Source organism: Acinetobacter sp. ANC 4910, assembly GCF_004331035.1.
Classification (GTDB): Bacteria; Pseudomonadota; Gammaproteobacteria; order Pseudomonadales; family Moraxellaceae; genus Acinetobacter.
In genome coordinates, this window is record NZ_SJNT01000018.1 from 1 (window position 1) to 14,791 (window position 14,791).

General features: G+C 34.9%; 15 protein-coding genes. 4 read left to right on the forward strand and 11 right to left on the reverse strand.

Features of this window, described 5'->3' with window-relative positions:
- The coding region (locus E0H82_RS15230) for a transposase (RefSeq protein WP_165492968.1) at positions 1 to 178 on the forward strand (178 nt) is incomplete at its 5' end.
- Here E0H82_RS15230 and E0H82_RS15235 read toward each other — a convergent pair.
- From E0H82_RS15235 to tviB, 11 genes are all read right to left on the reverse strand, one after another.
- The gene (locus E0H82_RS15235; protein WP_131265569.1) at positions 158 to 583 is read right to left on the reverse strand and encodes a DUF6418 domain-containing protein; all 426 of its coding nucleotides are present in this window, start codon (positions 581 to 583) and stop codon (positions 158 to 160) included. The two genes, E0H82_RS15230 and E0H82_RS15235, sit on opposite strands and share 21 nt — an antisense overlap.
- A 67-nt stretch (positions 584 to 650) precedes the next feature.
- Positions 651 to 893, reverse strand: coding sequence for a hypothetical protein (locus E0H82_RS15240; protein WP_131265570.1), 243 nt, complete (start codon positions 891 to 893; stop codon positions 651 to 653).
- Positions 894 to 1,358: 465 nt separating this feature from the next.
- Positions 1,359 to 2,324 carry a glycosyltransferase family 52 gene (locus E0H82_RS15245; RefSeq protein ID WP_131265571.1) on the reverse strand — a complete coding sequence of 322 codons (966 nt, stop codon included), beginning with the start codon at positions 2,322 to 2,324 and terminating at the stop codon, positions 1,359 to 1,361.
- Positions 2,311 to 3,513 carry an oligosaccharide flippase family protein gene (locus E0H82_RS15250; RefSeq protein ID WP_131265572.1) on the reverse strand — a complete coding sequence of 401 codons (1,203 nt, stop codon included), beginning with the start codon at positions 3,511 to 3,513 and terminating at the stop codon, positions 2,311 to 2,313. The genes E0H82_RS15245 and E0H82_RS15250 overlap by 14 nt, the downstream gene beginning before the upstream one ends.
- A 2-nt stretch (positions 3,514 to 3,515) precedes the next feature.
- Entirely contained in the window at positions 3,516 to 4,553 is a 1,038-nt protein-coding gene (gene pseI / locus E0H82_RS15255; protein ID WP_131265573.1) for a pseudaminic acid synthase, read from the reverse strand.
- 23 nt (positions 4,554 to 4,576) lie between these two features.
- Positions 4,577 to 5,476, reverse strand: a complete 900-nt coding sequence (gene pseH / locus E0H82_RS15260; protein ID WP_131265574.1) for a UDP-4-amino-4,6-dideoxy-N-acetyl-beta-L-altrosamine N-acetyltransferase — start codon at positions 5,474 to 5,476, stop codon at positions 4,577 to 4,579.
- Positions 5,469 to 6,545: a UDP-2,4-diacetamido-2,4,6-trideoxy-beta-L-altropyranose hydrolase gene (gene pseG / locus E0H82_RS15265; protein WP_228258674.1), complete on the reverse strand. Its 1,077-nt coding sequence runs from the start codon at positions 6,543 to 6,545 to the stop codon at positions 5,469 to 5,471. The genes pseH and pseG overlap by 8 nt, the downstream gene beginning before the upstream one ends.
- A complete protein-coding gene (pseF, locus tag E0H82_RS15270) occupies positions 6,545 to 7,237 on the reverse strand; it encodes a pseudaminic acid cytidylyltransferase (RefSeq protein ID WP_131265576.1) in 693 nt (230 codons plus the stop codon). The genes pseG and pseF overlap by 1 nt, the downstream gene beginning before the upstream one ends.
- A gap of 2 nt (positions 7,238 to 7,239) precedes the next feature.
- The gene (pseC, locus tag E0H82_RS15275) at positions 7,240 to 8,400 is read right to left on the reverse strand and encodes a UDP-4-amino-4,6-dideoxy-N-acetyl-beta-L-altrosamine transaminase (protein ID WP_131265577.1); all 1,161 of its coding nucleotides are present in this window, start codon (positions 8,398 to 8,400) and stop codon (positions 7,240 to 7,242) included.
- Position 8,401: 1 nt separating this feature from the next.
- Positions 8,402 to 9,400, reverse strand: coding sequence for a UDP-N-acetylglucosamine 4,6-dehydratase (inverting) (gene pseB, locus E0H82_RS15280; RefSeq protein WP_016165680.1), 999 nt, complete (start codon positions 9,398 to 9,400; stop codon positions 8,402 to 8,404).
- Between the two features lie 43 nt (positions 9,401 to 9,443).
- Positions 9,444 to 10,721 (reverse strand): Vi polysaccharide biosynthesis UDP-N-acetylglucosamine C-6 dehydrogenase TviB, encoded by a 1,278-nt coding sequence (tviB, locus tag E0H82_RS15285; RefSeq protein ID WP_131265578.1) that lies wholly within the window; start codon positions 10,719 to 10,721, stop codon positions 9,444 to 9,446.
- Between the two features lie 205 nt (positions 10,722 to 10,926).
- On the opposite strand from tviB, the gene E0H82_RS15290 reads away from it, so the two are divergent.
- Genes E0H82_RS15290 through E0H82_RS15300 form a run of 3 tightly spaced genes read left to right on the forward strand, consistent with a single transcriptional unit; the run spans position 10,927 to position 14,663 of the window.
- Positions 10,927 to 12,033: a polysaccharide biosynthesis/export family protein gene (locus tag E0H82_RS15290; RefSeq protein ID WP_131265579.1), complete on the forward strand. Its 1,107-nt coding sequence runs from the start codon at positions 10,927 to 10,929 to the stop codon at positions 12,031 to 12,033.
- Positions 12,033 to 12,461: a low molecular weight protein-tyrosine-phosphatase gene (locus E0H82_RS15295; protein ID WP_131265580.1), complete on the forward strand. Its 429-nt coding sequence runs from the start codon at positions 12,033 to 12,035 to the stop codon at positions 12,459 to 12,461. The genes E0H82_RS15290 and E0H82_RS15295 overlap by 1 nt, the downstream gene beginning before the upstream one ends.
- A gap of 18 nt (positions 12,462 to 12,479) precedes the next feature.
- Entirely contained in the window at positions 12,480 to 14,663 is a 2,184-nt protein-coding gene (locus E0H82_RS15300; protein ID WP_131265581.1) for a polysaccharide biosynthesis tyrosine autokinase, read from the forward strand.
- The last annotated feature ends 128 nt before the right edge of the window (positions 14,664 to 14,791 follow it).

Genomic DNA, 14,791 nt, shown 5'->3' on the forward strand with positions numbered 1-14,791 from the left:
TGTATTAAAACAACACAACCGTGAAATCAATAAAAGAAGAATAGGAATTGAACATGTATTTGGTGTACTCAAGACCTTCAAAATACTTTCAGAGCGCTATCGAAATAGAGGGAAAAGGCTCGGTTTAAGATTCAATTTAATTGCTGGAATTTACAACTTAGAATTGAATGAAAAATGAGTTATGAAAGAGATCTAATATATTTCTACACTGTATTCCCAATAGCAAGAAATAACATAAAAGTCCAAAAAATAAGCCCCATAAAAAATTTATTAATGCACCTAAAAAATATCCAAAAAAATATACATTATTAAAAAAACCAGACATCGTAAACTTACTTTTGGTTTCATATCTTGCATCTACTAATGACTTACTCGTTACTTGATCCATTAAGTAATAAGCACCCGAAACCCTGTCACTCACAAAGAAACCATAATATCTATCAAAAAATGTTCCTAAATCTCTTGGATAAGCTCCAGATTGCTCATCTAAAGCCCACCACATTTGTGGTTGTAATGCTGCACGCATAACTACATTATCAACAGGGTTTGTATTTTGATCAATTGCTGAGAAACTTTTCAACACAGTAATCCCAAGTATAAATAATGCACATATTAAAAAAACTGTTTTTTAAATGCACTAATTTTAATATTTATTTTTTGTTATTTACTAATATTGGCATAAAGAAAAAGAAGAAGGAGTAAAGAATCCCTGTAAAACGCTCTCCTATAAGAATAATTGTTAAAATCACAGTTCCATATAAAATCACATCAATTTTCGATTTTATTTTTGAATAATTTAAACCAAAAATAAAATTAAACTGAATCAAGAAGTATACTAATTCTCCCCCATGATGGAGCAACAAATGTCCAGCAATCATTTCTATGAAGCTCATGACTTACTGGTGTACCATATTTAATCGCTATTAAATATGGTATAGAAATAATAATAACAAGGGATCTACATGACCAGATTATTATTTGATTCAATGATTCATTTAAATTTATTGCTCTTAACAAGCTCCTACTCAAGAAACTAAATAATAGGAATGCTCGCAATAAAAATGATGATAATTGAATCGTAGCTTTTACTGGTAAATCAATAGAATAAGATACTTGACCTATTTCAATCAAGAAAAACTCCATTTTCCAGCAAGATACTAATAAACAACATTGATACCATTGCCAACAAAGCATAAGCACACACATATATAAAGTTTGGATTGTGCTTATATAAACACCATATTAACAAAATTAATGATAAAAAACTAATTACATATATCGCATTACTTAGTTGAAAAAATACAATACTCCAATGAATATGAAATTAACAATGAAAGTTAAAATAAATACAAAAAAACCTATTCATTAATTTCACCAATATTTACAAAATCTATATAAGATTTAAAATCAAAAACATGATACACGCTCTTATATTTTTTCATTAAATAATCATTAAATAAAACATAAGACTTTAAGTTTTCATCCATCATTCCAATATTTATAATTGCTGTACTAAAAAATGTATAGAAATGTACTTCATAATTTCTAGAAATTTCGACATAATAATCTTCTAAAATCAAATTTGATTCTATGTAATTAAAATTACCATTTAAGCTCTCTCGAGGATGTGGAAAATAATAATCCACACCAATTTCACTCAACACTTTTATTAAAAATTCCTGTGTAAAGCACTCATCAACCTCATACAGTGGTTGACCTATATATATCTTTAAAACGTCTTTTTTACCCTTATAATCCAATATATTAGATGAGGTTTGTAAATTTATATAAGTTACCTCATCAATAATGTTATCCTTATCTCTATAGATAGAATAATGCATTTGGCTACTACTTTTAATTAATTTTAAAGACCAACTAACACCCAATATTCTTTTAATAAATTTCTGGATCTTTGCTTCTTTATCAATATAATAGCCACTATCTTTATATAAATTTGCCAATCCATCATCAAATGTAAAGATCCGATAAAAATTCAATTCCTGCAATGCAGTATGTATTAATGCATTATTAATACTGGACACATATATATCTTCAAATTTTCTATTCTTACTTTTATTTATAAAATTTTTAATCTTAAATAATTCAAGCAGTCTTCCTGCTTTAGTTTTTGATTTTATTTCATAGAAATCATAATCGAAACCATTCCTTTCTAATAAATCAATATAATATTTATATTTACTATTATCATTATAATAAAAAATTAGGAAACTACAGTTTTCAATTTTTTTATCAGAAATAATACTTTTTGCTATCAGTATTTGAAGTGGTGTCATACATATAAATAACGCCTTATCCCTTAACATACTTTACACTCCACCACAAACCAAAAACTAGCACTAAATTACTTAAAATCAATGCAAAAGGGATATAAGAAATATTTATTGAGCATAAAATCCAAAGCAATATTAAATAAATACAAGAGGATATTGCACTTAATGTTGATATGAGCTTATTCCTTGCATAGTAGAAATAATAATTAACCATCGTAAGGTAGGTTATGTTCATACCAAATCCAAGCAAATACATTACTACATAGTACTTTGCTCCAATGTAATTCCCACCCAAAAACCAAAGATAGAAATTTTCAGGAAATAGCCATGCTATACCAGCAGGTAATAAACCTATTGGCATCGAGAGCAATGCATATTTTTTAATTTTTTCAATCGTTAATCTATTATCTTTTAGCCCTTGGTAATAGTAAGGGACAATAGCCTTATTTAATGCCATCAGCACAATAGGTAATACTGCCGCAACTTGTATACCTGCAGAATACACACCTAATTCTGTTTTTGAATATTGTTGATATATGAGGATACGATCTAACTGCCCCTTAATAAAAAAGCTTGATTGATGAAGAACTAATGGAAGCCCAAATGAAACTATATATAAGAAACCTAAACGTAACCTGCTCCAAGTTAACTTATATTCATTTTTAAATAAGTTACCAAGTACAAGACTCGCAATAATGAATGTCGTTACATTAGCCAGAACTATTGCTAAAATTCGGTAGACAACTAAATCATCACTGAAATACTCTAATGCAGCAACTGTAAATATAACATTCGTTAGAGATAGAATAATTTGAATCGTAATATATTTTAATGGTTGTTTCTGACATTGTCTTAATGCCAATTGCACACTTACAAAGGACTGAAACATTGTGGCCAATACGATATACGCCATAATTTCTGAGTGGAACCACCAACAACCAACAAGAAGTAAACCCGAAACTAAAATATTAAAGAGATAGCCAGCCTTAACTACAGTATTTAATGCTCTGTTTCCATAAAAATAGAAATAACGGGTTATTGCACCATCTTGACTTAAGCCAACAAAAATTCCAAAGAGAGATAACATTGTCAAATAGTATGAAAGCTCACCAAAGCCTTCTGGCCCTAACTTCCTTGTCAGGTATGGCAACATGAGAAAAGGGAGACTTTTAGCGAAAAGCTCCCCTATTAGATATATTAAACTATCTTTAATAACACGCATGCTTATTTAATAATATCAAGCTTAACAGGTGTATTTGAATAAATTTCCTGCACTACTTTTTTTCCAATTATTTCATCATAAAACTTAGGTGCTAAACCAAATCCTGGGCGGACGCTACGAATACACGACTCATCAATAACATCGCCTGCCTTCATATCTTTCACAAAATACAGCGAACGCCTAAATTGAGCATTTCCTTGCTCACTTGATTTTCTACCGTAATCTACACGCCCCATGGCCTGCCATGCTGTTTTAGCAGACTGACATAAATGTTGTAACTCTTTAGGCTCAAGCGAGAAACTATCATCAGGTCCTCCACCGCTTCTATCTAATGTGAAATGTTTTTCAATTACACATGCACCCAATGCTACAGCTGCAATCGCAGTAGTATTGTCCAGTGTATGATCAGACAGACCAACAGGGACATTAAATGATGATGCCATATCCGCTAAAGTTAACAAATTATAATCTTCAGCTGGAGCGGGATAGCCACTCACACAATGTAAAATGACTAATTCCTTACAACCACCATCATAAGCAGCCTGAACTGCTTCCGCTATTTCTTCTTTATTCGCCATACCTGTAGAAATAATCATAGGTTTGCCTGTAGCAGCTACATATTTTATTAAAGGTAAATCGACCGCCTCAAAGGAAGCAATTTTATATGCAGGTGCATTTAAATCCTCTAATAAATCAACAGCAGTACGATCAAATGGCGAACTAAAAATTGTGATATCTAAAGTACGGGCATATTCAAAAAGTGGTTTATGCCATTCCCATGGCATTTGCGCTTTCTCATACAACTCATAGAGCGATTGACCATCCCATAGACCGCCACGAATCATAAATTCTTCATTTTGGCTATTCAACGTAATGGTATCAGCACTATAAGTTTGTAACTTGACCGCATCTGCACCACAACGCTTGGCTTCTTCAATAATTTTAAGTGCGGTTTCCAAATGCCCATTATGGTTTGCAGAAAGCTCAGCTATCACATAAGGTGGATACTGAATACCAATATTTCTCTGATTTATTTGCATTTCTTTTACCTATATTATGGACATTAGCTTAACAAAAACTCAGATTCGCCTTGAGCAACAAGCTTATCATCCTGATAAAGAGCAAACTCAATAATAACGTAGCGACCTATTTGTGTTTTTAACTTTGCCTTTCCTGTAAGCTCTACATTTGGATAAATTGGGGCTTTAAATTCAAGGTTCTGTCCAAGATAAATTGCATTTCTGCTTGGGTAATCCATAGCGGCAATTTTTGATATCTCAGCAACAAGCAAAGCACCATGTGCAATCCTATTTTCAAAGCCTAATGAAATCGCAACATTCTTATCTAAATGAACTGGATTTTTATCACCAGATAAAGTGGCAAATTGATCAATTTTCTCTTCTGAAATTGAAAAATTCCACACATAGCTTTTTTCTATCGGACTATAAGCTTGTGCCTGTATTTTTTGATAATCTTTTTTGAACAAAGCCAATTGATAAACATCATAGAATTTACCATCTCTATGGTAATCCTGTTTCTTAACACCCTCTAATTTAAAGCCAAATTTACGGTGAAAATTAACAACAGCAAAATTGAATTCTAAAACTTCACAACATAATTTGTTTAAGTTTAATTCATTAAAAGCGTAATCTAACGCTAGTTGCTCCATCTCAGATCCAATACCTCTTACAGTGGTATCCCCAGAGTAAAAAGCCCAAGATGCTTTCTTATTTTTTAAATCTATATCATTAAAAGAAAGTACGCCGAGTGGCGTATTATTTTGTTCGTAAATAAAATAGCGGCAAGAATCATTGACTAAAATAGAATTAAACCATTTCAGATGAGCATCCAACTCAATAACATCATGGTTATACATATTCATACGGACAGAATCTTGATTACGCCACGTTAAAATCATTTCTGCATCTGTCAATTGAACAGGTCTTATTATTCCTTTAAACATTACTTAACTCCAAGATTTTTTCACATGTTCTCACAGCACCAAGACCATCAACAAGTTCCATTATTTTGATTCTTCTTTGGTGGTAATAAGTACTAGTGATGTCTAATTTATTTAAAAAATTGAATAATTGATTTTCAGATAAGTCATTCCAATCACCTAAATTATCAATCAAATCTTCCTCAGCCAAATATCCTAATAAGACACGTTGGTTATCTGCGACTTGTACCAGAGCGGCATTTAGCCCTAAACAAAAACGCTCCCAAACCGTTGAACCGCAAGCACCTATCGCAAAACTTGCACTGTTCATTAATTCAGCCATCTTTGTTGACGACTGCATAATTCTGATATTCGCCTTATTGGCAACCAAACTTTCCAGATACTGAAATCGATCTTTCTCTAACATTCCCGTAATTAAAATATAATCATACTTATCTACATGTTTAATAACAGTGATAACTTTTTGTAAAAGTACAAAGTTTCCTACACCACCAAAATTAATCAAAATCCTATTACTATTAATTTTTTCTTTATTTTTCGACGATCTAAAGTAACTAAATTCTTTTTTAAGAAGACAGTACTCTGGCCCCAACAGTTTGATAGTTGTTGAGGGGGTAATAAAGTCATAGCGTTGTTTATAGTTCGGAAAAAAATTCTGATCCAATAAGATGTCACATTCATGTTTACGGGCTAAATCATCTATAACGATCAGCTTTGGAACATATTTACGAATAATTCGTTCCCACCGAATATCTAATGCATAATGATCTACAATACAGATATCTATTGTATTCTCTTTTAATTTTTCGATAAACTCTTGACTGTCTTGTACTACAGTTACTCCCAACCAGTCTTTTTCAGATTTTGGCAAACTGCCAATTTTTGTTTGACCCAAAATTTCTAGTTGGAAACCTGCATCCAATACTAAGTAATAAAAACCTTGTCCATAATCTCTACAATAGAAAATACATTCATGCCCTTTAGCCTTTAAGTAATAAGCCAAAGTTAAACACCGATGCAAGTGACCAGTTCCAATATGTTCAGCAGCATCAACTCTAAAGCCTATCCGCATTACCATAACTTCAAGGCCCCAAATAACAGCTCTGCCAATTGCCAATCTTCTAAAGTATCAATATCCTGCACGTGTGTCCTAGGAAGCTCTACAATTCGAGAATTGCTTGAGAAAACTGGAAATTTATCCAACCATGCCTGTGCTGTACCCCAGTAAAACTGCCCTGCATCATGCCAAGCTTCCTCTAAGTCTTGAGATCGAATATTAAAGTTTTCAGGATTAAACATTTCAACAGTCCCTTCTTTATTCAGCTTTATTGCTCTTTGAATTGGAAACGGAAATGTTGTAGCACTAAATGCATAATCAATCGAATCATTCTTAAGTAACTGCAATCCCTTTCTTAAATCATTAACTTGAACAAAAGGAGCTGTCGCGTAAAGACAGCAAACATGTTCTGGACGCCGACCTGTTAAGTTTTCAAATTTCTGAGTCGCATGCTGCATCACATCTGCGGTGGTTGCATAGTCATCTGATAAATCAGCTGGACGCATGAAAGGAACTTTTGCCCCATACTTCAAAGCAATTTCTGCAATTTCTGCATCATCAGTAGATACCCATATTTCATCAAAGCATTCACTTTTCAGAGCAGCATCTATAGACCATGCAATCATAGGTTTGCCAAAGAAATCTTTTATATTTTTACGAGGAATCCTTTTGCTTCCGCCTCGTGCTGGAATCACAGCCAATCGCATTCTTAGACCAAAACCTCTTTTAAGGTTTGGTAAATGTACTGAAGTTGCTCAACTGTTAAATCAGGGAACATTGGTAAACTAATCGCAGCTTCATAGTAAGCTTCCGCTTCAGGGAAATCACCTTGTTTAAAGCCAAATTGCTGATAATAAGGTTGAGTATGTACAGGAATGTAATGCACGTTCACTCCAATTCCTTTTTCTCGTAATGCTTCAAAAACCTCTTTACGACTTTTACTCAATTCATTCAGTTTTAAGCGAATCACATATAAATGTAATCCCGAATAAGTTTCTGGCAATTGATATGGTGTGATTAAAGGTAAATCTTTTAATAACTCATTATATTTTTTAGCAATCTCGTGTCGTTTAGCAACAAAAGTTTCTAAACGCGTCAATTGTGTAACTCCTAAGGCCGCTTGCAATTCAGTCATACGATAGTTATAACCCAATTCAACCTGTTGGTAATACCAAGGACCTTCAGACGGTTTAGTCATAAATTCTGGGTTTCTGGTTACTCCATGACTACGTAACAAATCAATTTTCTTTGCAAGCTCTTCATTATTGGTAAGCGCCATTCCACCTTCAGCCGTTGTAATAATTTTGACTGGATGGAAACTAAAAATTGTAATATCAGAATACTGATTGGAGCCGATATAATGGTCTTTATACTTCCCACCAATTGCATGAGATGCATCTTCAATAATGCTAAATCCATACTCTTGTGAAAGAGCATAAATTTTTTCCATATCACAGGACTGCCCACACAAATGTACTGGCACCACAATTTTTGGTAATTTATTATTTTGTTTTGCAAATTCTAGTTTAGCTTTTAAAGCATTGACTGAAAGGTTGTAGGTATCTGGATCAATATCTACAAAATCAACATCCGCTTCACAGTACAATGCACAGTTTGCTGATGCTACAAAAGTGATGGGAGATGTCCAAAGGACATCTCCTTTCTTTAATCCCAATGCCAAACAAGCTACATGCAAAGCTGAAGTCGCACTATTCATGGCAAAGGCATACTCCGCACCTACCAATTCTGCGACCGATTTTTCAAACAGAGGAACTTGTGGTCCTTGTGTCAAAAAATCAGATTGAAGAACCTGAACAACCGCATCAACATCAGCCTGATTTATATTTTGTCTACCATAAGGAATAAACATATTAAATATTACCTACTTTCTCTGCATTTTTTACTAACCAAGCTTGTAAGTCTTCAGCGCTCATCCACTCAGCATTGTTATCACTTGAATAATGGAAGCCTTCTGGCACTTTTGTACCATCTTTAATACGTTCTTGAGTTTCCGCCCAATCATTGATTACAGGTAAAATTTTATAATGTTCTGGATACTCGTAAGTATAGTAAGCATCTTCAACACTAATCATTTGCTCATGCAACTTTTCACCTGGACGAATACCTACTACTTCTTGTTTAGCTTCTGGTGCTACAACTGTTGCTAAATCGGTAACTTTCATTGAAGGGATTTTTTTCACATAAATCTCTCCACCGACCATATCTTCAAATGCGTGCCAAACCAATTCCACACCTTGTTCCAAAGAAATCATGAAACGGGTCATACGATCATCTGTAATTGGTAAAATACCTTTATCTTTAATTGACATGAAGAAAGGAATAACTGAACCACGAGAACCCATTACGTTACCGTAGCGAACAACGGAGAATTTCGTACCGTGCTCGCCAGAATAGGCATTACCAGCAACAAATAATTTGTCAGATGCAAGTTTTGTTGCACCATATAAATTAATTGGGCTACTAGCCTTGTCTGTTGATAGTGCAACTACACCTTTTACTTTTTTATCAATACATGCATCAATTAAATTCATTGCACCATTGATGTTTGTTTTAATGCATTCAAAAGGATTATATTCAGCAGTCGGTACAATTTTTGTTGCAGCCGCGTGAACAACGTAATCCACACCATCTAAAGCACGATATAAACGCTCTTTATCTCTTACATCACCAATAAAGAAACGTACACGTTTATCATCTTTAAATTTTTTCGCCATTTCCCATTGTTTCATTTCATCACGAGAAAAAATGATTATTTTTTTAGGATTATATTTTTCTAGCGTCATTGGAATAAATGTATTCCCAAAAGAACCTGTGCCGCCTGTTACTAATATTGTAGAGCCTTGTAGCATTATTTCCTCGAACTTTTTTAAGCTAAATATAAAATTTCGTTAATTATAACCGAATATTAGATTCTTCTTTGTCTAATATATATTTCAAGTCATATAAGACATGATTCTGTCTACCCAATGCATGCATTTCTTGTGAGGTCATTGCCTTAAATTGATCATGTGCAACTGCAAGAATAATGGCGTCATATTGCCCTGATTCTAAATTTTTAACAGGGGCCAAACCATATTCTTGTTTCACCTCTTCTGGATCAACCCAAGGGTCATAAATATCCAAATCCAAGTCATAATCTTTGAGTGCATTAACCATATCGATGATTTTACTGTTTCGAATATCTGGACAATTTTCTTTAAAACTCAAACCCATCACTAAGATTTTTGAACCGACAACCTGAATACGCTTCTTCACCATTTCTTTAATGAGTTGTGTCGCTACATATTCACCCATGCGATCATTCAATCGACGTGCGGCTAAAATAATTTCCGGGTGTAATCCTATCGATTGAGCTTTATGCGTTAAATAATACGGATCAACCCCAATACAGTGCCCTCCGACTAAACCTGGGCGGAAGGGTAAAAAGTTCCATTTGGTTCCAGCAGCCTTAAGAACATCTTCTGTATCAATATCTAATTTATTAAAAATAAGTGCCAACTCATTGATTAACGCAATATTCACATCACGTTGGGTATTTTCAATGACTTTTGCAGCTTCAGCCACTTTAATGCTGGGGGCTTTATGTGTACCTGCCTCAACAATTAAATTATAAACCTGATCGACATAGTCAGCAGTTTCAGGTGTAGAGCCTGAAGTAATTTTCAAAATATTAGTCACACGGTGTAACTTGTCACCAGGATTAATGCGCTCTGGGCTATAACCCGCAAAAAAGTCTTGATTAAATTTAAGTCCCGATACTTGCTCTAATACAGGAATACAAACTTCTTCTGTTGCACCAGGATAAACGGTTGATTCATAAACAACGATATCGCCTTTTTTTAATACTTTACCGATGCTTTCGGATGCTTTAATTAATGGTGTTAAATCAGGTTGTTTAAAATCATCAATTGGCGTTGGAACAGTCACAATAAAAAAATTGCAGTGTTTTAAATCTTTTAATTCTGCGGAATAGCTTAATTGCGTTGCAGCCAATAGTTCATCAGGAGTAACTTCTAGTGTATGATCTTGCATACTTTTTAATTCATCAATTCGTTTTTGATGAATATCGAATCCCACAACAGGGACTTTTTTCCCAAACTCTACCGCCAATGGCAACCCCACATACCCCAGACCAATAATGGCTATTTTTAACTCTGAATTCTGCAACATGTGTTTGCCTTGATGCCCGTGTTCATTGACTTTGGAATAAATTAAAAGCCATTTAATTGGCTTTTGGCTAATATAACAGAAATACATTTTGTCTTAACGTAAATGCGTATAAATAAATTATACAATTTGTTATAGTTAGCTAAATTTTGAATAGATACACTCAATCTCATCCAAAGATTGAATTATTTTTATAATAGGGTTCAGAGTGAAATTTCTACAATATATTGGCCTTTTGGGGTTCACACTCAGCACTGTCGGTTGTGCTTTAGCGCCCGGCCTACAGACATATGATTTACCTGAACAAGGAATCTATCAAACCGAACTTGGAAGTTCTGTAAATGTTATCCAGTTAAACCAAAACACTTTGCGTCATTTACAGCAAAACCAAAATACTGATATACAAGATATTTCAAGTTTATTTCGCCATTCTCAACTTAACTACAAACTTAGTCCTGGCGACATTCTGTCTATCTATTTATGGGCTTATCCTGAAATTACGCCACCAATTAATACAGCGGTTAATAATGATCAATCAATTCAAGCCAACGGCTTCCAAATTGATCAAACAGGCTATATTCAATTTCCGATTATTGGCCGTTACAAAGCTGCAGGGAAATCACTCGCCCAAGTCAATCAGGAACTACGTAGTCAACTTTCACGCTATTTAAAAACCCCTGACGTGATTGCACGTGTACTGTCTTACCAAGGGCAGCGTTATTCTGTGCAAGGCAATGTCATGAAAGGTGGACAATTCTTCCTGAGCGATCAACCTGTGAGTGTCTATACAGCACTTGGCTTAGCAGGTGGCGTTAACACACAATTCGGTGATAACACCTCCATTACTTTGGTTCGTCAGGGTCGCACCTTTCAATTAAATAGTATTGATTTAGAGAAAGCCGGTTATTCACTGCACAATCTTTTAATTCAACCCAACGATACACTTTATGTAAATTCAAAAGAAAATCAGAAAATTTATGTGATGGGTGAATCTGGTAAAAATCAATCCTTATTGATGCGTGATCAGGGCATGACCTTAAGCGATGTCTTAGGTGAAAGCCTCGGATTAAATCCAAATACCGCCAGTGCCAGTCGGATTTATGTGTTACGTAGCGATGCACAAACGCAACAAACTGAGCTGTACCATATGAATTTACTCAGTTTGGGTGATTTCGGTTTAGCCAATCAGTTTAAAATGCGCCGTAATGACATTGTTTATGTAGATTCTACTGGTTTAGCTCGTTGGCAACGTATTGTGACCCAAATTCTACCTTTCTCAAATGCTTTATATAATATCGACCGTTTGGGGCAATAATGCATATTCAAAATATTCTCGTAGTCTGTATTGGAAATATTTGTCGTAGCCCGATGGCTGAATATTTTTTAAAGCAGGAATTTCCTCAACTTCATGTTGAATCAGCTGGAATCTCTGGTTTAATTGGTCATAATGCTGATGATAAAGCCATTTTATGTATGCAAAGACATGGCATTGATATGCAGACACATATCGCAAAAAAATTAAATGCCGACCTAATAAAAAAATCCGACTTAATTTTAGTCATGAGTCAAAATCAGCAAAAACATATTGAGCAGACATGGCCTTTTTCCAAAGGAAAAACCTTCCGATTAGGACACTGGCAAGGTAAGAATGTCCCTGACCCTTACCAACATGAACAAGCCGTTTTTGATGATACCTGTCAGCTTATACAAAACTGTATAAATGACTGGAAGAAACATATTTAACCCATTGATAGCAAAATTATGAGCCAAAATACCAATACAGAAGACACAATTGATTTAAAAGAGCTGTTCTTTTCGTTAATTGCTCAATGGAAACTGATTGCATTATGTACCATCTTAAGTTTGGTGTGTGCATTACTCTATTTAAGAACAACTCAAGATATCTATGCGGTTGATGCACTCATACAGGTTGAAGATAGCAAAGGTGCGGGTACCGCAGCTTTATTGGGTGACTTATCGTCAATGGTCGACCAGAAGTCCCCTGCCCAAGCTGAAATTGAAATTCTGAGATCGCGTTTGGTTTTAGGGCAAGTTATTCAACAACTGCATTTAGATTTTAGTATTTCATCAACAGATGATACGACCTTTCATCGTTTACTGAATCAAGATAGTTTTCAAACTGAGTATCTGCCACAGGCTGTAACTTTTCACAATAATGAACAATCATTTCAAGTTCGAAAGTTTGATGTCCCAGCTGAATACCTCGATAAACCGCTGCTTTTAAGTTTTGAGGATAAGCAATTTACCCTGACCGATCAAAAGACGGATGAAGTGGTTTTTAAAGGGACATTAAACCAAGTCAACCAAAGTCGCTCTTCTGTTGGTACTTGGAATATTGGCATTTTTAGCCGTGATTCATTGAATTCAAGTTATACTGTGCACAAGATGTCTTTACCTGCAGCAGTAGATAGTATTCTTGAAAACTACTCGGTCGCAGAAAAAGGCAAACTTACTGGCGTACTTGGACTTAATTATCAAGGGGCAGATAAAGAGCACATTACCAAAGTTCTGAACTCTATTTTAGTTGCCTATAGCAAACAGAATATTGAACGTCGTTCTGCCGAAACAGCACAAACCTTAAAGTTCCTCGATGAACAATTACCAGAGTTAAAACAACAACTCGATGTGGCTGAACGTGAATTCAACAAATTCCGTGAACAGTACAACACTGTTGATGTTACGAAAGAATCTGAACTTTATCTCACTCAAAGTATTAGTCTTGAAACTCAAAAAATTGAACTGGAACAAAAGCAGGCTGAACTTTCAGAAAAATACACTGCTGAACACCCAGCCATGCAACAAATCGGTGCTCAACTGGCAGCCATTAACACTAAAATTAAAGAGCTGAATGCAACGCTGAAACAATTACCCGACCTGCAACGTCGTTATTTACAGTTATATCGTGAAGTTGAAGTTAAACAACAGCTCTACACTACACTATTGAACTCTTATCAACAGTTACGTATTGCCAAAGCGGGTGAAATTGGTAATGTCCGTATTGTTGATACAGCAGTCTTGCCGATTGAGCCAATTAAGCCTAAAAAATTGTTGGTCCTGTTGTTATCGATTTTTGTCGGTGGGTTTATAGGTGTATTAGTCGCATTAATGCGAAATATGCTACGTACGGGTATTAAAGATTCTGGTCAAATTGAAACTGAACTCGATCTTCCTGTCTATGCCACGGTGCCACGTTCGCCTATGCAAGAAAGTCGTATTAACATTATCAAGAAGAAGAAGCACATTCCTATTCTTGCCGTTAAAAATAGTGATGATATTGCGATTGAAAGCTTACGTAGTATGCGTACTGCAATTCATTTCGCCCTCAATAATGCGCGTAATAACATTATTATGATTTCAGGTCCTGCACCAGAACTTGGTAAATCATTTGTATCAACCAACCTTGCGGTTATTTTGGCACAAAGTAATAAGCGTGTATTGTTGATTGATGCGGACTTACGTCGTGGCTATTTACATAAGTATTTCCATCAAGATAACCAAGCAGGGCTTGCTGAATACCTCAATGGTCAAGATCCACTCGAGAACATTCTCAAAACCACAGAAGTTGAGAATTTATCAGTGATTACTCGTGGTAAGAGTCCCGCAAATCCATCTGAGTTACTCAGTACTGAACGCTTTAAAAACTTATTGGAACAGCTATCTACCCAATTTGACCATATCATTGTCGATACGCCACCTATTTTGGCAGTTACCGATGGTATTATCATTTCCCAATATGCAGGTGTTAACCTTGTGATTGCCCGTTATGGTAAAACCCAAATTAAAGAACTTGAGTTGGTAGCCAACCGCTTTGAACAAGCGGGCGTTAAAGTAACAGGGATTATCTTAAACGATATTCAACGTACGGCAGGTACAAGTTATGGCTATAACTACGCCTATGCCTATAAAAATGTGAAAGACGATTGATCATTTAGCACTTATTTTTCACCTAAAAGGATCAGCATAATGCTGGTCCTTTTTATTTGTATAAAAAATGTTTTAGGTAATCAGTCTGTTATAGCTTCTTTGCCTATACAGGCATATAGTAATATCCA

What these genes read in the sequence shown, in the direction of transcription:
- pseG (WP_228258674.1), bottom strand. Translation starts at nt 6,545, where the DNA reads ATGCGGATAGGCTTTAGAGTTGATGCTGCTGAACATATTGGAACTGGT.
- pseH (WP_131265574.1), bottom strand. Translation starts at nt 5,476, where the DNA reads ATGTTTAAAGGAATAATAAGACCTGTTCAATTGACAGATGCAGAAATG.
- E0H82_RS15250 (WP_131265572.1), bottom strand. Translation starts at nt 3,513, where the DNA reads ATGCGTGTTATTAAAGATAGTTTAATATATCTAATAGGGGAGCTTTTC.
- E0H82_RS15300 (WP_131265581.1), top strand. Translation starts at nt 12,480, where the DNA reads ATGAGCCAAAATACCAATACAGAAGACACAATTGATTTAAAAGAGCTG.
- pseF (WP_131265576.1), bottom strand. Translation starts at nt 7,237, where the DNA reads ATGCGATTGGCTGTGATTCCAGCACGAGGCGGAAGCAAAAGGATTCCT.
- tviB (WP_131265578.1), bottom strand. Translation starts at nt 10,721, where the DNA reads ATGTTGCAGAATTCAGAGTTAAAAATAGCCATTATTGGTCTGGGGTAT.
- pseC (WP_131265577.1), bottom strand. Translation starts at nt 8,400, where the DNA reads ATGTTTATTCCTTATGGTAGACAAAATATAAATCAGGCTGATGTTGAT.
- E0H82_RS15240 (WP_131265570.1), bottom strand. Translation starts at nt 893, where the DNA reads ATGAGCTTCATAGAAATGATTGCTGGACATTTGTTGCTCCATCATGGG.
- pseI (WP_131265573.1), bottom strand. Translation starts at nt 4,553, where the DNA reads ATGCAAATAAATCAGAGAAATATTGGTATTCAGTATCCACCTTATGTG.
- E0H82_RS15245 (WP_131265571.1), bottom strand. Translation starts at nt 2,324, where the DNA reads ATGTTAAGGGATAAGGCGTTATTTATATGTATGACACCACTTCAAATA.
- pseB (WP_016165680.1), bottom strand. Translation starts at nt 9,400, where the DNA reads ATGCTACAAGGCTCTACAATATTAGTAACAGGCGGCACAGGTTCTTTT.
- E0H82_RS15295 (WP_131265580.1), top strand. Translation starts at nt 12,033, where the DNA reads ATGCATATTCAAAATATTCTCGTAGTCTGTATTGGAAATATTTGTCGT.